This window comes from Lysinibacillus sp. YS11, assembly GCF_002896375.1.
GTDB classification, from domain to species: domain Bacteria; phylum Bacillota; class Bacilli; order Bacillales_A; family Planococcaceae; genus Lysinibacillus; species Lysinibacillus capsici.
On record NZ_CP026007.1, the window covers coordinates 2,814,468 to 2,836,102 of the forward strand.

The 21,635-nt window shown below is 37.1% G+C and carries 17 protein-coding genes and 1 riboswitch; of the genes, 6 read left to right on the top strand and 11 right to left on the bottom strand.

What is annotated here, in order from left to right:
• Positions 1 to 136: 136 nt before the first annotated feature.
• Complete coding sequence (locus tag LBYS11_RS14000) at positions 137 to 838, top strand: response regulator transcription factor (RefSeq protein WP_048392324.1); 702 nt, start codon at positions 137 to 139, stop codon at positions 836 to 838.
• Between the two features lie 21 nt (positions 839 to 859).
• On the opposite strand, the gene LBYS11_RS14005 is transcribed toward LBYS11_RS14000, so the two are convergent.
• From LBYS11_RS14005 to LBYS11_RS14015, 4 genes are all read right to left on the bottom strand, one after another.
• Positions 860 to 5,995 (bottom strand): ATP-binding protein, encoded by a 5,136-nt coding sequence (locus LBYS11_RS14005; RefSeq protein ID WP_103118399.1) that lies wholly within the window; start codon positions 5,993 to 5,995, stop codon positions 860 to 862.
• 202 nt (positions 5,996 to 6,197) lie between these two features.
• Positions 6,198 to 6,368 (bottom strand): hypothetical protein, encoded by a 171-nt coding sequence (locus LBYS11_RS23705; protein WP_233732034.1) that lies wholly within the window; start codon positions 6,366 to 6,368, stop codon positions 6,198 to 6,200.
• A gap of 473 nt (positions 6,369 to 6,841) precedes the next feature.
• A complete protein-coding gene (locus tag LBYS11_RS14010) occupies positions 6,842 to 7,885 on the bottom strand; it encodes a beta-carotene 15,15'-monooxygenase (protein WP_103118400.1) in 1,044 nt (347 codons plus the stop codon).
• A 97-nt stretch (positions 7,886 to 7,982) separates the two neighbouring features.
• Positions 7,983 to 8,876, bottom strand: coding sequence for an AraC family transcriptional regulator (locus LBYS11_RS14015; protein ID WP_103118401.1), 894 nt, complete (start codon positions 8,874 to 8,876; stop codon positions 7,983 to 7,985).
• A gap of 106 nt (positions 8,877 to 8,982) precedes the next feature.
• On the opposite strand from LBYS11_RS14015, the gene LBYS11_RS14020 reads away from it, so the two are divergent.
• Entirely contained in the window at positions 8,983 to 9,900 is a 918-nt protein-coding gene (locus LBYS11_RS14020) for a DMT family transporter (protein WP_103118402.1), read from the top strand.
• A gap of 160 nt (positions 9,901 to 10,060) precedes the next feature.
• A complete protein-coding gene (locus tag LBYS11_RS14025) occupies positions 10,061 to 11,110 on the top strand; it encodes a Cj0069 family protein (protein ID WP_048392318.1) in 1,050 nt (349 codons plus the stop codon).
• Positions 11,111 to 11,140: 30 nt separating this feature from the next.
• Here LBYS11_RS14025 and LBYS11_RS14030 read toward each other — a convergent pair whose 3' ends face one another.
• The 3 genes from LBYS11_RS14030 to LBYS11_RS14040 form a co-directional block, all read right to left on the bottom strand.
• On the bottom strand, positions 11,141 to 11,773 hold the full coding sequence (locus tag LBYS11_RS14030) for a LysE family translocator (RefSeq protein ID WP_048392317.1): 633 nt from the start codon (positions 11,771 to 11,773) through the stop codon (positions 11,141 to 11,143).
• A gap of 102 nt (positions 11,774 to 11,875) precedes the next feature.
• A complete protein-coding gene (locus LBYS11_RS14035) occupies positions 11,876 to 12,604 on the bottom strand; it encodes a tetratricopeptide repeat protein (protein ID WP_233732036.1) in 729 nt (242 codons plus the stop codon).
• A gap of 105 nt (positions 12,605 to 12,709) precedes the next feature.
• Positions 12,710 to 14,422, bottom strand: a complete 1,713-nt coding sequence (locus LBYS11_RS14040) for a methyl-accepting chemotaxis protein (RefSeq protein ID WP_054549178.1) — start codon at positions 14,420 to 14,422, stop codon at positions 12,710 to 12,712.
• Positions 14,423 to 14,624: 202 nt separating this feature from the next.
• Here LBYS11_RS14040 and LBYS11_RS14045 point away from each other — a divergent pair, with 202 nt between their 5' ends.
• The 3 genes from LBYS11_RS14045 (at position 14,625) to nspC (ending at position 17,636) form a co-directional block, all read left to right on the top strand.
• Positions 14,625 to 14,831: a hypothetical protein gene (locus LBYS11_RS14045; protein ID WP_054549177.1), complete on the top strand. Its 207-nt coding sequence runs from the start codon at positions 14,625 to 14,627 to the stop codon at positions 14,829 to 14,831.
• Between the two features lie 439 nt (positions 14,832 to 15,270).
• The gene (locus tag LBYS11_RS14050) at positions 15,271 to 16,500 is read left to right on the top strand and encodes a saccharopine dehydrogenase family protein (RefSeq protein WP_048392314.1); all 1,230 of its coding nucleotides are present in this window, start codon (positions 15,271 to 15,273) and stop codon (positions 16,498 to 16,500) included.
• Positions 16,497 to 17,636 (top strand): carboxynorspermidine decarboxylase, encoded by a 1,140-nt coding sequence (gene nspC / locus LBYS11_RS14055; RefSeq protein WP_004231219.1) that lies wholly within the window; start codon positions 16,497 to 16,499, stop codon positions 17,634 to 17,636. The genes LBYS11_RS14050 and nspC overlap by 4 nt, the downstream gene beginning before the upstream one ends.
• Positions 17,637 to 17,681: 45 nt before the next feature.
• Here the strand turns inward: nspC and LBYS11_RS14060 are convergent, their stop codons facing one another.
• From LBYS11_RS14060 to LBYS11_RS14075, 4 genes are all read right to left on the bottom strand, one after another.
• On the bottom strand, positions 17,682 to 18,563 hold the full coding sequence (locus tag LBYS11_RS14060; RefSeq protein ID WP_233732040.1) for an amidase: 882 nt from the start codon (positions 18,561 to 18,563) through the stop codon (positions 17,682 to 17,684).
• 43 nt (positions 18,564 to 18,606) lie between these two features.
• Positions 18,607 to 18,698: riboswitch (cyclic di-GMP riboswitch) on the bottom strand.
• Between the two features lie 137 nt (positions 18,699 to 18,835).
• Complete coding sequence (locus tag LBYS11_RS14065; RefSeq protein ID WP_004231214.1) at positions 18,836 to 19,324, bottom strand: chemotaxis protein CheW; 489 nt, start codon at positions 19,322 to 19,324, stop codon at positions 18,836 to 18,838.
• Between the two features lie 23 nt (positions 19,325 to 19,347).
• The gene (locus LBYS11_RS14070; protein ID WP_048392312.1) at positions 19,348 to 20,463 is read right to left on the bottom strand and encodes a M20/M25/M40 family metallo-hydrolase; all 1,116 of its coding nucleotides are present in this window, start codon (positions 20,461 to 20,463) and stop codon (positions 19,348 to 19,350) included.
• A 134-nt stretch (positions 20,464 to 20,597) separates the two neighbouring features.
• Entirely contained in the window at positions 20,598 to 21,554 is a 957-nt protein-coding gene (locus LBYS11_RS14075; RefSeq protein ID WP_103118405.1) for a hypothetical protein, read from the bottom strand.
• Between the last annotated feature and the right edge of the window lie 81 nt (positions 21,555 to 21,635).

Consider the following 21,635-nt stretch of genomic DNA (forward strand, 5'->3'; position numbering starts at 1 on the left):
TTATTTTTTTAGTAAACTTGCATGATTATTTTGACTAAGGTTATGAGGGATTCTAAAATCATTCGAGTCCTAAGTCTTCTAATTCCCAACCTAGACAAAAGTTGGTATATTTGAAATAGGAAGGTGATTAATAGATATGTCGAACGAGAAAATTTTAATAGTGGAAGATGATATAGATATTATGGAGGTTTTATCGCTCACGCTAGCTAATGCTAACTATAATGTATTAAAGGCATCATCTCTATCCAGTGGCTGGCATCTCGCTGTCACGCAACAACCAGATTTAATCTTGTTAGATGTTAATTTACCAGATGGTACAGGCTTCGAGTTAGCCAAAAGAATCCGTGATGTATCGGATGTCATTATCATTTTTGTGACCGTCAATCATCTAATTGAACAGAAACTTGAGGGCTTTGAGGTGGGGGCAGATGATTATATGACAAAGCCATTTATTCCAAAAGAATTATTGGCCCGTATCCAAGCAAATTTAAAAAGAAGAAACCCAACAAAGAAAAGTAATATTGTACATATAGATAATCTGTCCATACATTTAGATGAGAAAAATGTTTATAAGGATGGACAGCTTTTAAATTTATTTACGAAGGAGAAGCTACTCCTCTTTTTTCTAATTGAGCATGCGAATCAAGTGATTAGTGTCGATCAACTCATTGATCATGTGTGGGGCTATGACGGTGTCACTGATTTGAAAACCGTATCTGTCCATATTAGTACGCTTCGTCGTAAAATTGAAGATATCCCCTCAAAGCCGAAATGGATTCAAACAGTGAGAGGTTTTGGCTACCAATTCGTTTATAAAAAAGAGAGTGGTGAGAAGTAAGAAAACACTCACCACCCCTTTTTAATTTTTTGCCAATACCTTAACTAGTGGTAATGTAAAGCTAAATATGCTTCCTTCATTTTCAAGACTTTCAACAAAAATCTCACCATTATGCTGGCGAACAATTTGTTTACAGATAGCTAAGCCAATGCCATGCGAATGTGCTTCATGAGTGTTAGTTGCTCGATAATAGCTATCAAAAATAAAGGGAAGATCACTCTCAGCAATACCAATGCCACTATCTGCTATCGAACAAATCAAGTGCTTGTCCTCTACATGGAAGGACAATTGAATACCACCATTTGATGTATATTTCATTGCATTTGTCATGATATTTTCAATCACTTGATTGATTCGCGTTTTATCAATCAGTAGCTGAGCTTCTTCATGACCGTAAAAGTGAGCACTGAATGTTAATCCTGATTGTTTTACTTCATCCTCATAACGGGTTGCCATTTGTAAAAATAATTCCTTTGCCTTTACCTCTGTAAAAGAAAATTCTGCTCTACCAGCTTCTAGATTTGCTAAATCAAACAAATCTTGAATTAAGTTATTTAATGATAATAGCCTTTCTTTACTTCGTATTAAATATTTCTTTCTGGCTACTGCGTCATCAATCACGCCCTCTAGCATAAGTTCTATATACCCTAATGTAGAGGTTAACGGGGAGCGTAATTCATGGGAAATACTATGCAAGAGTTTTTTACGTTCCAGTTCATTTTTTTCTAAACGTTCATTCATTTTTATCAAATGCCGATTCGTCTCATCTAGCTCCCTAGTACGCAACTGAACACGTTTTTCTAAATCTCCATATATTTTCGCATTTTCAAAAGAAACGGCAATTTGAGCCGCAATCACTTTCAATAGCTGAACATGAGATGGATGGAAGGCATTCGTCATTAAAGTATTCTCAAAATACAATATCGAAATAATTTCATTTTGATGGATAATCGGCAGGCAAAGAATAGATTTAGCCGTCGAATAGGAGAAAAGAGGATGCTGTGTTATTTGTGTATTGTCGATAATCACATGCTCTTTACTATTAAGAACATAGCGTATAATCGATTGCATATTCGCATTAAAATTCTCCATACTTTGTTGATCATACATCGTAAATGTTTTTTCCGCAGCTTCCGCCTTTGCTAACACCAATAATTCATGCTGCTGTTTATGAATGAAATAGCCACTATCTGCCCCCACATGCTTTAACAGTGAAAACAATATTTTATGCAGTAATTCTTCCATACGAATAGCTGTTGCAAATGATTGAGTCGTTTCAAAAACCGTCATCATATCAAACGTGAGTGATTCTCTACTGTGATTCTCCAGTTTGCGATGCACTTGATATTCTCTTGCCCATCTGCTAGCAACTGTTTCTGCTCCCCACGTTTCAATACTTTGAATACCATTCAATATATAATGCCTTGCCGTTTTCTTTTGCTGTTTTGCGAGATAATAGTTAGCAGCTCGTTCATATGCTAAGGCTGTATCCTGGACAAAACCATTCATACTTGCTAATCGTATTGCTCGGTCATAATAGAGTTCTGCCTCACTGTCATTGTTGTGTAAACGGTAATTCTCTGCCATTAATAAAGCATAGAGATGCTCATAATTTTCTGAAGAATAAACAGCCCATTTCTTAAATTTCTTGAGGCTTTGACGTATATCCATTAAAAATAACCTCTGCTCCTGTACCTGACAATTTTGACTATGCAGAAAGTGAAATTGCCACATGGCCCGATAAAAATAATAGACTGTGGTGATTGGTAATGTATAGCTGTCCTTACTTAGCTTCTTTAATTCAACCAGAATCGCTTTCCCTTGTATTTCATCCGCTAATAAAAAGGACATTTGTAAACGCACTGAATAATGCATGATTTTAATAGCAGGCTGATCCTGTATTGTGATAGAACAGGCCCAATGTACAGGATGATGAGGAGAGCGGAGGATATTCATCCATCTCCCCATTTCGGCTAAAAAGTCAATCGAAAGGGTACTTGCATGAATAGAAAATTCATCTTGTTGTCGTCTAATTTCTTGTTGTAAATCCTCTAGGTTAACACCCTGAATAAGGCGTATAGCGACAATAAAACATGATGCTGAGGATACTAAATGATATAAGCCGAGCTCTTGGCTTTTTGCTTGAGCCTCATTAATATATTGAATACTGGTTTCATAGGGCTCTGTCCAATGACTGATAAACACGCCATACACATAATAAGTATGGCCCTTGATATATATGCTTTCTTGGTTATCCGCAACAATGATGGCAAGTTTGCCAAAGCGTGTGGCTTCTTTTATATTGGCAAAACCTGCATTTAAAAGCATAGCATAGTTAATCAATACCATGCCGCTTTTCGATGTAGCGCCATACTTCAACTGTAAACGCAGCCCTTTCATTAAAAGAATGCCTGTTAAGTTAGGATTTAATAGGAAAGCACTTGCCGTCATATTAATAATTAAATGAATCAAAATATCAATTTCTTTACTATTCGTTGGCGGATGCTGCAACAAGTCTTGGTCAGACATATGTCGCAATGCCCATTTCAACAATAGATACTCTTTTAGAAGCTGTGACTTTTTAGGATATGCTGAAATTTTAAGATTCGCAACTTGAAAACCTGCCAAGCCTGCTTCTAGACCAATAGTAGGGTTATCGGACTCAATGTATAATACCGTTTTCAAATTGTTAATCATCAGTTTTTCTAATTTTGTCTCTGCGTGCTGCAAAGCTTCTGTTAAATGCATTTCCGATTGTTCGTAGTGGCCAGTTAAATATTCACATTCACCTAAATTTGCATATAATTTAACCGACTGTTCTCTCCTAGTCTCCCAATGATCAGGCGTTAATAGTTCTTTACTAGTTGTAAAAAATTTTAGCGCATTATCAAAGAGCCCTATTCTTTTAGCCTCAATACCGAGTTGATAATTCCAGATAGCCAGCTTTTGCTTTTCTTCCCCAGTCAATAAGTGGCGACTGTAATTGAAATGCATGACGATTTCGCTTAATCGATCATGATCTGCAGCCATTTGAGAGTCATCTGTTAAAAGCTGGCCAATTTGATAATGGTATTTAGCACGCAATTGCCCTGATAAGTCCTGATAAGCTACTTGTTGAATACGATCGTGAACAAATCGGAATTTGGTAGAAAATGTATGTAAAATTCCTTCATGCTCTAACGTACTTGCCCATTTATAATGGGCATCTAACGGAATAATAAAGCCATTCTCAACAAGTGTTTCCAGGTGTTTTAATAACGCTTGAGCTGATAAGGACACGAGCTTTAAGACATCTGTAAATTCAAAGCGCTGACCAAAACATGCAACTATGCGTAAAATCTCATGGGCTTCTGTTGTTAAATTAGCCATTCTAGTTTCAATAAAGACAAGTAGCTCGTTGTTCAATCGGGATAAATTAAATTTCTTACGATTAAACTCCCATTCTTTTGTTGTTGCATTAAAATAAATTGTGTTATCTTGCTGGAGTGATCGAAACGCCTCTTTCACAAATAACGGATTCCCTTTGGTCAAATTAAATAATTGCTTGGCAATTATCTGTATGGTATGAGGCTTTGCCTGGAAAGATGCCTCCAACCATTGTTGAACATGTTGTTCCTGAAGCAAGGGTAAATGGATATGATGACCGCTCGAAAAACTAGAAGTTCTTTGCTGATTTTCCTCCTCTGCGCTGTCCTTATTCACTCGGAATGTACCAATCATCATAAAGTATCCTGCTCGGTGTTGCTCAAAAATTTGGGTCATAATTTCAACTGTACTTTGATTGGCCCAATGCAAATCATCTACAAACCATATAACTGGTTTCTTCTGCATAGCAAATGTTAATAAAATTTTTTGAATCGATATAAACGTATAGGAATGGAGCTGTTTTGTATTTTGGCTAACTTCTTTTTGGAAGTGTACTTCCTCCTTCACAAACCATTTAAGTTCAGGTAATAGATGGATAAGTTCATCTGTCACAACTAATTTAACCTCTTGAAATAATTTTTTCCATAAATGGACAGACCTTTCACCTTCCATATAAATAAATTTCAATAAACTCCTTAAAGGATGGATAACAATGGAATAGTCATTTTCTAATTGCAATTGCTCATACTTAGTTGTAATAAGATAGCCTTTTGCGGCCGCTATTTCACCCTTTAATTCTTGAACTAACTTGGACTTTCCATACCCTGCTTGTCCTGATATCGTAACCATCTTTTTGTCACCTTTTGCAACCTGACGAAAAACAGAGGAAAGCTCTGCGAATTGCGATTCTCTCCCATAAAGCTTAGTAGACAGTCCCGTATTCAGATGCAAATCCTGTTCACCAAGCAGGAAATTTTCAAGCGGTTCGTTTACTAAAAGTTTCTGTTGGATTTGTAGCAAATCCTCTCTCAAACCAATGGCACTTTGATAACGATCAGCTGGGTTTTTAGCTAATAGCTTTTCAATCATTTCCCAAAGCAATGATTGATAACGACTGTCTAAACTTACCAATGGTTCTGGTTTTTTTGTGATGATTTCATAAATCAAATCGACAGCATCCTTTGCTTGAAAAGGCAATTGACCGCCCAGTATTTCGTAAAAAATGGTCCCCAGTGCATATAAATCTGTCCGATAGTCTACCTCTAAATGAAGTCTGCCAGTTTGCTCAGGTGCATAATAGGGTAGCTGTTCTAGTCGTTCATAGGGATTTTCAATCACAACTGGAGATTCTACATCATATTTTGTACTAAATTCAGAGCTTAATAGTTTTATTTTTAAAGAATTAGGATTGATTAAGATTTGATTAGGATGTAGGTGTAGATAAAGTAAACCACTTTGTTGCATTTTCATACAAATATTGACAAGGTCAATGGCAATCTGGAGAAATTGATGCAAAGAAATCAAGTTATTACTGAATTGCTTTAAGGGGACTCCATTAAAATTTTCATAGATGATTGCATATTGATCATCTATATAATCAATAGCTATTGGCTTTAATAACCAAGGATTTTGCTCATTCGAAAACAAGGAAAATTCATATTGTAGTTTGGCTCTTGTCTCTGCTGAATTATGATGAACACTTTTTACCAGTACCAGTTTGTTAAACTTCTTCATATACATTCTCTGTAGATGCCAATCTTGACTAGACTGTAAAAGAATGCAATCGTTCATACACAATCCCTCCTCTTCTATGCTAGTTATTTATCATCTTTGTAACCGCTTTATATTTTTGCAATGCTACTCTTCGAATGAACAGATAGTAGCGTTTCTCAATAACTCCTCTTTACTTGTTGTAGTGTCGATCATAGTAGGACGGATATCCTTTACATAAAAAACACCAGTAAAGGAATACTTGCTCGTAGATTTTGATCGACTAGAAAGATGCAGAGGTTTTTGTTTTCGTATCTTTTGTTACTCTTACATTTTCATTTTCTAACATTACTTGTTCTTTAAGAACATCGATTGGATGTACGGGAATAAAAATTTTTGTAATGCTGTCAGAAATGGTATGTTGTTCAATAAGCTTATTATAATATTTCTCCAATAAATGCGCTTCGCCTTTTAATAAAGAAAATTTTGGAACAAGTGATCTGGTGTTTCTACATAATATGTAATCTGCTCATATCGTCTTTCTGTCCTTAATTCTGCTAGTGCAGGCTGGAATTTTGTCATTTCAATCCGTTCACTACATACCAAAGGATGGCTGTTGCTCTGTCATAGACTGTATTTGATTGATCTCTTCGTTATTGGAACTTCCATATAGCCCTGTTGAACATTGCGGTTTTTTAATCATGTACTAATTCGTGCTGTTATTACACTTCCCCTTTTATCTCAGGCATACAATTTTCTCAATCTTTCGCTAAAACAAAGCCCTCCTGTAAATCAATCATTCTCAGTACATTAAAACTATAAAATCCGAAGGTTAAAATTAGTTTAAATAGTATTAAAATCAATCAATAAAAAAATAGTCAATGTTTTGATTACAAAACATTGACTACTACTTTTTTATAAGTAATTTTAATGATGTTGGCTCATTGCCATTCCTTCTACAAGCATTTGTCTAAATTCTTGAACCTGGTCTGCTTTAATGGCTATGTGACTATAGTGCTTCTTGATCCCTAGCATAAACGTTACTTCCACAGGCTCCTTCATTTTCAAAATAAAATGCGGATAGGCCTCACCAAAATCACGTGCTATAAAGTCTATCGTATCTTTTGATAATTTTCCCTCTAACCGCTCCTTGTCTTCGATGATTTCAGCAATATGATCAAAACGAATTTCAGTACGTTTCATTAATCCCAGAGATAAGTACAATGTATCATTTGTGACATAAACAGGATTTAGGCGAATAGCCTGCATATCCGCAAGAAAGAAGATTACTGAATAAATATTAAAAACAAGCAACACAATGGAAAGTATCATTGACTTTTCATGTAGCCACCAGTGAATACCAATCGTTTCAATAGCAATCCCATGAATAATCATGAGCTGAAAAGCGATATAGCTAGAATTTTTATGCAAAGATAAACCTTGTCGTTCTTGTCTTTTCCAACTCGCGAAACCATAATAAAGCACTAATAAATCAGCACAGATCATCTGAATAACTGGATGCTTGGGTGCATGTTTTTCTACAGCTTTTGAAAATGAAAAGAGATCTGGTAAAGAGCTTCTCCGCACTTCCCCTAGGATTTTTGGCAGGTATCGTACAAGTGTTGCCACTAGGATAATTTCTAATAGAATAATAGACCCTTCAATCGCAAAGCCAGCCCATGTCACTGCCACATAAGGCTGAAGGTGTTCCATAGGAATGATAAAACGTGCAGCAATACAGCCAGCTGCAGCTAATAGGATGGCTTGCTTTAATGAAAATTTACCTTTATAAAGCATAAATAGCACAGGCACCACCACAATACAGTCAATTAATGAGCCCATGACAACACCATTTGTTTCGATAGGTAAAAGGGATGTGCCAAATCCTGTATTATAGAGTGTATAGTTACTCGCTAATACCACTAATAATAAGGCTAGCCAAATATTTTGCTTACTTTTTAAGACCATCATTCACAATGCCCCTCTCTACTAATAATTTTACTTTATGCCAAATGGTTCATCTTGTATAGAATTTGAGAATAAAAGATGGTCCTATTTCCATTCACGTTCAATTATTTTTCACACTTAAAAACTTCTTACGATAAACATGTGGCGGATAGCCAGTGTATTCTTTAAACTTTTCAATATAATAACTGACGGTACTAAAGCCTGTATTAACAGCTATTTCTGTTATCGATAGCTCATTACCCTTCAATAATTCTATGCTTTTGCGCAGTCGATATTGGCATAAATAGGTAAACTGTGTCATGCCCACTATTTTCTTAAAAAAACGACTACATTCAGCGCGACTTATATACACATGGCTAGCTAAATCTTCTAATGCTATTTTCTGCTGATAATGTGCATGTAAAAAATCTAGCATAGCTTTTGCTCGTTCATGCTGCACAATAGTGGCAGAATCCATTATTTGTTCTGTCAATAAGGATTGGGTTAGCATGGATTCCCAAATAAATAGAAGCTCTCTCCGTACCTTTAACTCAAAAAAAGCGGTTTGCTCTCGCATTAATTCCGCAATCGTTGCTACTTTCTGTGCCAACTCTCCTGTTAGTTTGACATAAGGTATTCGATTTCTTGTAATATACGGTTCTACATATTTTGAGAAAAAGATACTGCCCTCATGCCCCCCCATTAACTTTGGATCTACATTTACACAATAAACGATCGCTTGCTCAATTTGATAAGGCTTTGCTTCATGTAATCCAGAGGCATTAATAAAGAGCCCCTCGCCTTGGTTCAAAACAAAAACGTCGGTCCCCACTCGATACTGAGCACATCCCTTTTTTATAAAAACAAATTGTATTTCTTTATGCCAATGGAGAGGTAGAAAATCCATGCTTTCTAATCGCATAATCGTTTCATACAAGGCAACTGGAAATTCTTTTGTTCCATGCAAGGTTAATTCTTGTAAATCCTTGGCAATTTTAATATGTGTTAACGGCATCTCTAACACCTCAATATATTGATATTTTATTGGATTAAATCGATATTTATTTCCACTTAATCACTTTATAATCATCTTATATTGATAGTTTAGGAGATGTAAACAGATGAATCAAATTATCCAAAATAAACGTACACTGGGCTTTCTACTAGTTATTCTTGGAGCAAGTTTCTGGGGAATCGGAGGGACCGTTGCCCAACGACTATTTCAGCAGGACAATTTAGAGGTCGGCTGGCTTGTTTCTAGTCGTTTACTTTTAGCAGGTCTGTTACTAATAGCTATTTATAAAATGACCCATCGGCATGAATCCATTTTCGTCATATGGCGCACAAAGCAAAATGCTTTTAGACAAATTTTATTTAGCCTACTCGGCATGCTTGCTGTCCAATACACCTATATGATGTCAATCGCTATTGGTAATTCAGCTGTAGCCACATTATTGCAATATTTAGCACCACTGTTTATCATGGCTTATTACTTTCTAACGAGGCAAAGTCCATTGACAAAGCAGGATGGTATAGCTGTGTCACTTACACTTGTGGGGACCTTTTTATTATTAACAAACGGTTCTTTTTCAACATTGTCCGTTCCTTTAATGGCTGTGTTATGGGGTATCTTATCTGGTATTTCTGTTGCATTTTATACCATTTATGCCATCCCACTTTTACAGCAATTCCATTCATTACTAGTTGTCGGCTGGTCGATGATCATCGGTGGTATAGTAATGAGTATAGCTCACCCACCATGGGCTATCGATCTATCTGATTGGACGTTTTCAACCATTGCCTATTTTCTCTTTATTGTTATTTTTGGGACAATGCTCGCTTTTTGGTTTTATATTGCTAGCTTGCACTATCTTTCACCAAAGGAGTCAAGCCTACTAGGTAGTCTTGAACCATTAATGGCTGTCATCACAAGTGTTTGGTGGTTAAAGATTGCTTTTGGTGGCTATCAGTTTATTGGTACATTGCTAATTCTTCTTATGATTTTATACCTTACAGTATTTCAGAAAAAGCAAGCTTGAAAACAGAAAATTAAGAGAGTTATGAATTTTAATAGTCAATACCTCCTATTACCGAGATAGTAATATATGAATTTATACATAAAATTTACATATTTTATCTATCTTTTCTCCTTATTTGTCTACTATACTGAACATAACAACAGATATAAGGAGGTATTTTATGGATAAAAAAGTTATTTTTTTCGAGGTGGAAGGCGGCACAGATAAAGGCCCAGATGGCTATCGACCAGATACAATGCCAATGGTGGAAGCGCTACAGCAACGTGGACAGGATGCAGAGGTACTCTTCTTTGATATCACAAAAAAGCAGGAAATCTTTCACTATGTTAAGGAACATGGTATTGCCTATGTATCTCGCATTAACCCAGGCAACTTACAGCATGAGGAAGAGTACTTTGCTATGCTACGCGAGCTATGCCAAGCTGGCGTTATAGGGATGCCACATCCAGACGCCATGATTAGCTATGGTTCAAAAGACGTATTATCAAAACTGACGACAACAAATTTAGTACCTGATGATACATTTGCCTACTACACAATCGAAGCATTCAAAAAACAATTCCCTACTTCCTTAGCTTTAACAGAGCGTGTTTTGAAGCAAAATCGTGGTTCAACTGGAGAAGGTATTTGGCGTGTAAAATTGGTGGAACCGCTAGCAGAGGGTATCACTGAAGTGCCACTTGATGCACAAATCAAATGTACTGAAGCAAAAGATAATCATGTAGAATATTGGCAGCTTGGCGACTTTATGACATTTTGTGAGCAGTATATTACAGGGACGAATGGTATGTTAATCGATATGCGCTTTCTTCCAAGGATTACAGAAGGCGAAATCCGCTTATTCATGTTGCGCGATCATCCTGTACACGTCGTACATAAAAAACCAGCTGCTACCGAGGATGCCTTTAGTGCAACTCTATTCTCTGGCGCTCAATATCGCTATGACAAACCTGAAGACTGGCAAGAGCTGGTACAAAACTTTTTAAAGCAGCTCCCTCAAGTAACAAACCTACTAGGCAATTATGATTTACCGCTAATCTGGACAGCCGACTTTATGCTAGATACCAATGAAGTCGGAGAAGATTGCTATATTTTAGGTGAGATGAATTGTTCTTGTGTTGGCTTTACTTCAGAACTAGCATTAGCGCATGAAGTAGCAGAAGAAATTTTAGCTTGTTTAAAAGAGCATACTGAGGCTATTGCGCAATAAAAAAAGTGCGATCTTTAGGGATCGCACTTTTCATATATAAATCTTAATTCCTTGTATAAATTCATAGATAAAATAACAAGCAAAACCAATCAATAAGAATCCTGCGACAATGGTAAATGTCCTAATCATCTTCCGATTCATAGCTTTACGAGTAACCGAGACAATGGTCAGCAAACCGATATCGTGGAGTAAAATTCCACTTAAAACACCAGCAGCAATAATTAAAAAGCTCGTTGACTCCCCTTGTCCATAAGATTTTGCTAGCACCACACCAAATACGTTGACCCAAAAAACAAGATTACCAGGCGAAATGGCCACTAGTAAGCCGTTAAAATAAGAGGCAAAAAACGATTTGGTTACTTTTTCTCCTGCCAATGTAATATCATGGTCAGCGTTCTTGATAGAATCATAGCCTAACAAGAATAAAAAGCCCGCTCCAATAATCCACATAGGTAGTTGAATTAAAGGCATAGCCAAGATGGAAGCTAGTCCCATATACAAAGCAAAAACCAATACAATATCAATGGTCATGCCACCAAGTCCAACTGCCCAGCCGTGCATAAAACCATTTTTGAGTCCTTGCTTTGTCATTTCTACTGTAATAGCTCCTACAGGCATGGCAATGGCAAGTCCTACCAATACATACGCTACATATAAACTCAAAAAAACACTTCTTTCATGTCATCGATAAGCTTCATACGTCCGTTTATGGTTTCACTATAGCATAATTATACTTGAAAGGAAATAATTATTAATAGATACCTGTTAGAGCATTTGCTTTTTCCATTGCGCTAACAAATCTTTTGACTTCTCCAAATCCAATTTCAATGTGACCTGCTTAGCTGTACAACGTTTTTCAGCTTTCTCCCATGCTTCTTCCAAGGCAGGTAAATAGCTTAAATTTTTTGTCGCTGCTACTAGCTGGAAAAATATATTACCTTGAATATAGTGCCAACGAGGATTCATTCCATCTAGGAGTATTGCTTCTTCAATCAGTCTTAATGCCGAATAAGGGCTACCTTCGTGACGATTTAAAAACTGTGCAAATGCTCCCCAATACAATGCCTTATTAGGCTGCAATTTGATTGCCTCCGCATACTGTACTGATGCCTTATCCTGTTCTTTTGCAAGGACATAATATTCTGCCATTGTATAGTAGGCGTTCGCCTGCGCTTCTATAGGTCCTGCTAATAATTCATCGACCACTTTACCAAATTGCTCATCATCCTGACTACCTATATAAGCTGCGAGAACATCTCGTTCTGGATATGAACCATCTATACGTTCCACACTTTGCTTTGCTTTGTCATCAGTAGGCTGAGGCATATTTGCATACCCATTTGCCTCTAGCATTGCCACATGCTGCTGAATGACTTGATAGGCCTCTTCTGCGATCGCTGTATCATTGCCCAATATTTCTTTGGCTAGTTGATAACTTTCCTTTACTTGACCACTCAAAAATAAGTCATTGACTTGTTGAACTTGCTCGTTCATTTGTTTTACCACCATTAAAATCCTCACCTTCGCAAAAGAAAAATCTTATTGCTAGTTTACCATTTAAGTAGTATTAGCAAAAGCCAACATGTCCTAATCTTTCTATTATTCTTTTAATTTAAACGCCTTTACATGCTGTTCGAGTGTGTGTGCCATGTGATTTGTTTCATTAGAGCCATGTGCCACCTCATCAATGCTTGCAGTTGTTTGCTGTGCTGCGACAGTAATCATATTCATCGTTTCTTCTATATCACGAATAGATTCTGTTAATTGTTGAATCATCTGCACAATACGTGTAGATTTTTCGTTTTCAGCGGTCATAGCATTAGAAATGGTAATCATTTCTTCTACTGTGGCAGCCACTGCTGTAGAAATATTTCCTAAAGATTGTGCGGTTAGACGTACTGTCTCTGTTCCTTTTTCAATATATTGCGTATTATCATTCGTAGATGACATGACCTGCTGCACATGCTTCATTATATCCTGAATAAGCTGTTCAACTTGCAATACCTCTTGATTAGATTGCTCAGCAAGCTTCCGTACTTCCTCAGCAACAATAGCAAAGCCTTTGCCATGCTCCCCTGCTCTAGCCGCTTCAATGGAAGCATTCAGTGCTAGCAAATTTGTTTGTGATGCGATGTTTGCAATAGACGTTGTAATCGTTTGAATTTTGGTTGCAGATGTAACCAAGTTTTCTACTGTTTGTTGTACCTCACCCGATCCGCTGTGGATTAATGCCATATCATTGCTTATATCTTTTGCTAGTCGCTCACCCTCTGTTGCTAATTCCATCGTTTGTCTAGCATTATCAGCACTGTTATTGGTATTGCTTTGAATCATTTGAAGGTCCTGCGCTAAAGAAGTAAGAACATCTGTCGCATTTTCAGCATGGTGCATCCCTGCCGTCACGGCACTTGTTACCTCTTCGATATTATTAGCGACACCTTGAATGGTATTGCTCATATCGTTCAGGGTGGAAGCGGTTTCATCTGCGTTATTCGTTAAAGTGTTAGAAGTGGAACGCATCGTCATAATCATATTTTGTAAATTAGCTGTCATTCGATTTAATGTATTCGCTAAATCCGCTACTTCATCTTTACTGTTAATTTTTGTTTCAGGTACAGCTAAATTACCATTGGCAATTTCTTTCGCCTGCTGAATCAGCACACTAATCGGTCTTACTTTACGACGAATTAAAAAGCCTGTAATGATGGAAGCAATTAGCATAGGGAAAATACTAATTAAAATCCCATTTCGTACAACATCCCATGTTCGCTCCTTCACGATATTAGCATCAAAGTCGATGACACTAATGGCAATAATTTCTTTACTGGAATCATGGTCTTTAAAAATAGGGGCATAGCCAGATAAACGGTCCATCCCTGCATAGGTATAAGGCTGTGAATATGTTGGATGCTTATGTGTAAGCAACATATCAATAGCTTCTTTATCTAAATAAAATTGATCACCAGGGGCATAACCTTTTTCAGCCAAATGATCATCAAGCGCTAATAATGTGCCATCCAACGATAAAATATATTGTGTTTGGAAAATATCTTTATGACCTGTTGTCCAGTTCAAATCGTTCCCAATGCTTTCCTGTACAGCCTTGTCGCCTTGAATGGCCTTGTCCAATTGTTGCGGATTGATCAAACCTGTCGTAATATTGGCACAGCCATAGGCCTCAACACCAGCAGCATCATAAAGTTTATTGTAAGCAGTTATGTATGTAGCGAACGAAGTAATCCCTAGCATCACCACTAAAATACCAGCGATAATCGTCCCAAGTTGAAAAGTTAATGAATTGCGTAATTTCACGATCCATCCTCTCCCCTTTCTTGTAATAATCTATGAATATTCCTTTTGTGTTTCATCATACTACAAAAAGATGTATTAAAAAAGCATCTTTAATTATTCTAGTAAGATAAAAACATTGGAAAAAGTTCTGAATTGTGCGATAATTGAAGTTAATTATCTTAAATCCTGAGCATTACCAATTCATCTAATAGGAGGGCTTGCTATGAATAAACGCTTTCATCTAGTATCGATTGTTACAGGCAACTTGTTAACAATAGGGGCCATTTTTATTTATGCCATGCAAAGTCAAGTGGGAGTAGCCCTCAGTACGTATGCTCTTGTGATGGGTTTTTTTAGTACTTTGCTTGTGATTTTCTTCTATATATGGGGGGAAGAAAAACAACAAGTATCCAATCGTTTTCTGAAATAATATGCATCATTTTCCAGTACACAGATACCTGTAGCACGTTTAATGTGGTTCCTTCCCTTTCTATATGTAGAGGGATTTTTTTATGTAAAGTTAGTAGAAATGATTTAGTAGATGGTATCAAATCGTCAATCGGAAGAGATACTATGTCAAAACATTCATTTAGAAAAATATTTACTTGATGTCGTAGTATCTTGGATGAATTGTGATGAAACTTCACCAATTATTTAAGTCTATACAACAGCTATTTTTACTAAAATGGCGTTGTAGATTTATTCATGATTCCCTTCTTTTCCGAGGCAATCCCCTCCGTATACGTCTAATTGTTGTAGAAAAATAAAATTTTTTGTAGAAAATTTTAAAACAATGATTGAGTAGTATATCAATTTTCTGTATAATCAGCTTGTTTGACAATACTTTATATGAACTTGGGGGTAGACAATTGGGTAAAGCATTGATTATCGGAGCTGGCGGAGTTGCCAGTGTTGTGGTACACAAGTGTGTTCAAAATTCGGACGTATTTGAGGAAATTTGTATCGCAAGTAGAACTGTTTCAAAATGTGACGCTCTAAAAGAAAAACTAGACGGCGGAAAAACAAAAATTCATACTGCACAGGTAGACGCAGACAATACAGAAGAGGTTATTGAGCTTATTAAAGCTTTCGGACCAGATGTAGTGATTAACGTGGCTCTACCTTATCAGGACTTAACGATTATGGATGCTTGCTTAGCGACAGGTGTGCACTATGTGGATACTGCAAACTACGAGCCACCTGAAACGGCAAAATTTGAATATAAATGGCAATGGGCTTATAAAGAGAAGTTTGAAAAAGCTGGCTTAACTGCATTACTTGGAAGCGGTTTTGACCCAGGTGTAACAGGCGTTTTCACAGCTCATGCACAAAAACATGAATTTGATGAAATCCACTATATCGATATCGTGGATGCCAATGCGGGAGATCATGGATATCATTTCGCAACAAACTTCAACCCAGAAATTAACATTCGTGAAATTACAGCGAATGGTCGTTACTGGAAAGAAGGCGAGTGGATTGAAACTGCACCACTTGAGAAAAAAGAAGTGTATAACCTACCTGAAATCGGACCAAAAGATATTTACCTTCTATACCATGAAGAGCTTGAATCCCTTGCAAAAAATATCAAAGGTTTAAAACAAATCCGCTTCTGGATGACGTTCTCTGAAAAATACTTAACACACTTAAAAGTGTTAGAAAACGTAGGTATGACGTCAATTGAGCCAATCGAATTTGAAGGACAAATGATTCAACCAATCCACTTCCTTAAAGCGGTATTACCAGATCCAGCTTCACTTGGACCACGTACAAAAGGTAAAACAAACATTGGTTGTATCATTCGCGGTCTAAAAGATGGCAAAGAAAAAACGTACTATGTGTACAACGTATGTGACCACGAAGAGTGCTACAACGAGGTTGGTTCACAAGCGATTTCTTATACAACTGGCGTACCAGCTATGATCGGTGCAATGCTTGTGATGAACGGTGAATGGCGTAAACCAGGTGTATGGAATGTGGAAGATTTCAATCCAGATCCATTCATGGATGCACTAAATAAATGGGGTCTACCATGGCAAGAAAGCCATAACCCAGAATTATTAGACCTTGATTTAGATGCAAAGGAATTAAGCCGATGAAACCAATTGATTTTTCAAAAGTTCCATCCCCTTCTTATGTAGTGGATGAGCGATTATTAACAAAGAATCTTGAGCTTTTAAAATCAATTCAAGATCGAACAGGCTGCCGCATTTTATTAGCCCTTAAAGGCTTCTCTATGCATTCAACATTCCCACTAGTAGGGGAATATTTAGCGGGCATTACATCTAGCTCACTGCATGAGGCACGTCTTGGCTATGAAAAAATGGGCAAAGAAGTTCACGTTTATGCACCTGCTTATATTGAGCATGAAATGGACGAGCTTCTAGGCTATGTGGATCACATCGTATTTAACTCATTTAACCAATGGGCTCAGTTCAAGGATAAAGTTAAATCTGCTGGTAAAACAATTGAATGTGGTATTCGTGTGAATCCTGAATACTCTGAAATTGAAACAGCTCTTTATGATCCTTGTTACACAAACTCTCGCCTTGGTACAACATTGGCTAACTTTGATAAATCACAGCTTGATGGTATCGATGGCTTACACTTCCATGCGATGTGTGAACAAAATTCTGATACATTAGAGCGTATTATTGAAGTAGTTGAGGAAAAATTTGGTGATGTTTTACACCAAATGAAATGGTTAAACTTCGGTGGCGGTCACCATATTACACGTGATGATTATGATGTAGAAAAACTTGTGAACATCATTAATTATATTCAAGAAAAGTATAACCTGCTTGTTTATCTTGAGCCAGGTGAAGCAGTAGCCCTTAATACAGGTTATTTAGTAGCAACGGTGCTAGATATTCAAGAAAATGGAATGGATCTTGCTATTTTAGATACATCAGCAACATGTCACATGCCTGATGTACTTGAAATGCCTTACCGTCCAATGATTATTGGTTCTGGACAAGCAAATGAATTAGCACACACATATCGCTTAGGCGGACTAACATGTCTAGCTGGTGATGTGATTGGCGATTATTCGTTTGAACAGCCATTAAAACCAGGTGATCGTCTTGTATTCACAGATATGGCTCATTATTCAATGGTGAAAAACCATATGTTTAACGGTGTCAACTTACCATCTATCGTTTCTTATAATGATGAAGAAGGTATTAAAGTCATTCGTGAATTTAAATTCGAGGACTACAGTGGTCGACTGTCCTAATACCAATAGAAAAGCCCTTCCAGTTTAACACTGGAAGGACTTTTTTTATGGACGCATGGTCATCCAATTCTCCACATAATGAATGGCTACTCCATAAAAAGCATCGTTATTTGAAAAATGTTGCTGAACAAGTATAAGCTGTTCATTCATAAAGGCTTCTCCATTATCATAAAAAGTAATATTTTCCCCTTCCTCTGAAGCGCCTGTTTCTACACCAATTACAATTGATTTATTCACAGTGGAAGCATAAGCGATTTCATGTTCTACAATAGAGATAATATCTTTTGCAGCATCACGATAGGCCATGATCGTCACACTATCCGTATGGTCAATGACCCAATCAGCTAATAACCCTTTTCCAAATTGGTTATTATACTGAACTTCATCAAACCAAAATGGCATATCTACTTCTAAAGTAAGTTGTAACTGACTTGCCTTCTCACTTGCTTTCATTATTAGTGCTTGATAGGATTCTATCGTTTGTGCTTGATGTAAGCTCCATCCACTATTTAAATAAGGTTCTACATCAAGGTGAACCCCAGAAAATTGCTCAGATTCAGTTGAATTCTCATTATATGTATGTAACCAATTAAACAATTCGTCTTGGCTTCGACTACCCTCAGCTGAAACCCAGCTTGCAGCACCATCCAATGCATAAATGCGAATACCTCTGTGAGAAGCGTTACTAATAAAATGCTTATAGTCATTGCTCGCTATGCCTTGATCGATTTGCAGATAAACTTTATTGACATCGTTATGTTCTAAAAATAATAATATTTTTTCTTGGTCATCCATGATGAGGGATGTATCCCACAGCCATGTAGCCTTTTCCTGTATAGACATGGCATCAACCTTTCCACTTGATAAAGCTAATGAACTAATCATGATGACGATTAGTGCGGTCCATACTTTTAATTGTCTCTTCATACGAACTAACTCCATTCTACTCGCCACGGCCCCTAGAACAGAACCTGGCAACCTGACAATCTTGCACTGAAATTATAGTGTTTAGACTCATGGCTTTGCGTCCCTCCCTTTCGGTGAAGTTTGCCTTTTTCAGTTTTTTCTTAATCATTATCATACGCGGTTAGCAATTGTTTGTCTGTAGGTATAATGCATAATTGTCACATGTATGATCACGTAAAAACGACAAAATACAGGTTAAATTTACTATTCAAACATAAAAAAACGTAGAGTACTTAAGCCTCTACGTTTTCCTTTTCATTTTCAAGCATTTTGTGTAAATAATCGATAATTTCTCGAATGCCCTCTAATGAATTAACCAGTATTTTTGGATCAACATATGTTATCATTCGATTTTCAAGATTAGCTACCGCAGTAAAATAGCGTGTTTTACTATAATTGACTAGACCCAATTGCTGAAGTACTGATTCATCGAAATCAAGAATTTCACGTGCTTCTGTAACAAGTAATCCATAATTAACAACATCTGTATTCAACACAATGATACGAGCAGTTGCTGTATTCGATGAACGATTGTACAGTATGCGTTCAAAATCAAGAACAGGTACAAGCTCACCGCGAATTCTTGTAAAGCCTAGAAGATAGTTAGGTAAATGAGGAATAGGTGTTACTTGCTCTAATTTTTCAATTGAAATCGCTTGCTCCACAGGCACAGCATACTCCTCTGTCCCACAAGCAAAAACGACTGCTTTGACACTTTCCATAGGGTCACATCCTTATTCGACTGTTAGTTTTTCGCCGATTCTTTGACGATTTCTACTAGTAAATCTGCTAATTTTTCAAGTTCTTCTACTGGTATTTTTTCATTTGTTGTATGGATATCCTCGTATCCAACAGATAAATTAACTGTAGGAATACCAAAGCCTGCGATGACGTTTGCATCTGAGCCTCCACCAGAAATGCCTAGTGTCGGTGTACGATCAATATTGCGTGCAGCAGCCATAGCTACCTGAACTACTTTATCAGATTCCGTTACACGGAAGCCTGGATACATTAGCTTCACTTCTACCTCTGCACGTGCGCCTAAAGAAGCAGCTACTTGTTCAAACGTATCTTGCATATGCTTTGTTTGCGCATCCAATTTAGCTTTGTCTATAGAGCGTGCTTCTGCAAGGATTGTCACTTCGTCACAAACAATATTCGTCGCTTGTCCACCTTCAAAACGCCCAATATTCGCTGTTGTTTCTTCATCTAAACGACCTAGTTTCATTTGAGCAATGCATTTTGATGCGACTGTTATGGCAGAAATGCCCTTTTCAGGAGCAACCCCTGCATGTGCCGTTTTTCCAATAATCTTTGTGAAAATTTTCGCTTGGAATGGTGCTGCTGTCACGATACCACCAACTTTGCCATCGCTATCAACCGCAAATCCATATTTTGCTTTAATGTTAGCTGGATCTAACTCTTTAGCGCCAACAAGGCCACTTTCTTCACCAGCCGTAATAATAAATTCAATATCGCCATGTGCAATATTTTGCTCTTTCAAACGTTTGACCATCTCAAATAGAGCAGCTAGTCCTGCTTTATCATCGGCACCTAAAATCGTCGTACCATCTGATACGATATAGCCATCTTCACGTAAAGACGGTTTGATGCCTTTTCCTGGAACGACAGTATCCATATGAGAAGTGAAATAGATTGGCTCTACATCCAATGTGCCTTTTAATGTGGCAATAATATTACCTGCCCCATGTCCATTACGCGTATGTGCATCGTCTTGAATCACTGAAAATCCAAGTGCAGTTAACTTATCTACAAGAATTGGTGCTATTAGTTGTTCATGTTTTGTTTCCGAATCAATTTGTACGAGCTCAAAAAACTCTTCTACTAAACGACTTGTCATGTTGTAAAACTCCCTTAGTTTACGTGTATTTCCACGTTATAGTATATGTATCATTTTAGCACAACGTCAGAAGAGTTGAAATCATTGAACAATACTACCAAAATAAAAAGTCTGAGAAAAATCTCAGACTTTCCCTAGTCATTGAAAATAAGCTCTTTTTCTTTTTCTAATGATTGTAGGTAGTTGACAGCTTTATTATGTTTATCCTGTAAGCGCCAAATCGTATTATGTACATCATCTTGAACACGCGAGACCTGTTCCCTTGCTGTCGAGATTTTAGAATGAACAGACCATGCTGAAAAAATATCATCAAAAAAGTAATCAGCAAACTTAACAAACCCATCTGTTTCAATATGCAGCGATTTCGTAGACATTTCATGAACATCTAATAATTCATTATGAAACCGTTGTAACGCAATTTGAGCACTATGTAAATAGTTTTCAGACTGATCGAGTGCATCATGCTTTAAGTGCGTAGCAATCAGCCCACCGCCAAAAAATGTATCCCATGTGGAATATCCATTGGCCGAATGTAATGAAGCTGCTGCTTGCCCTAGCCTTGTAAGAGCTACTTCTCCCGCTTCCTCCGCCTCTTTAATTTCTCTAATGAGCTGCTTTGTTAGCATTTCCTCATGTGCTAAATGCTCTAGCCTTTCTGCTTGGGCAGCATCATGAATCTGTAAATATTTCTTCTTTTTAAGGTAGACCTGTTGAAGTGATTGCTGTAGCGCATTTTCATCAATCTGGGCAAGCTGATTCATCACTTGCACGTTGTCCTCTGCTAAATCATTTTGCATTTTCTTTGCTTCATTCAGCTTTAATTCAAGTACTGCCGCCTTATCAATTTTTTCTGCCCTCAGTTCATCTTGTTGCCCTGTCCATGTACGAATCATATTCATAAACGAGAAACCATCCAATTTATCAAGTTTGGATCGAATTTGGTGGAGTGCTGCTGTTGTATGAGTGTCTATTTCCTGTTGTGTATGTTTAATTTGCCCATCAATTAACTGATTTTGTTCGTTTAATCTAGATGCTTTTCTAAGTTGTGCATGAATCTTTTCTTGCTCTGTTTGTAATTGCTGCCATTCCATTCATCTCAACTCCTCATATCTATCAGTACGGATGACATACAAAAATGTTTCACTTTTTGGCAATGAAAAACCTAGCAACTT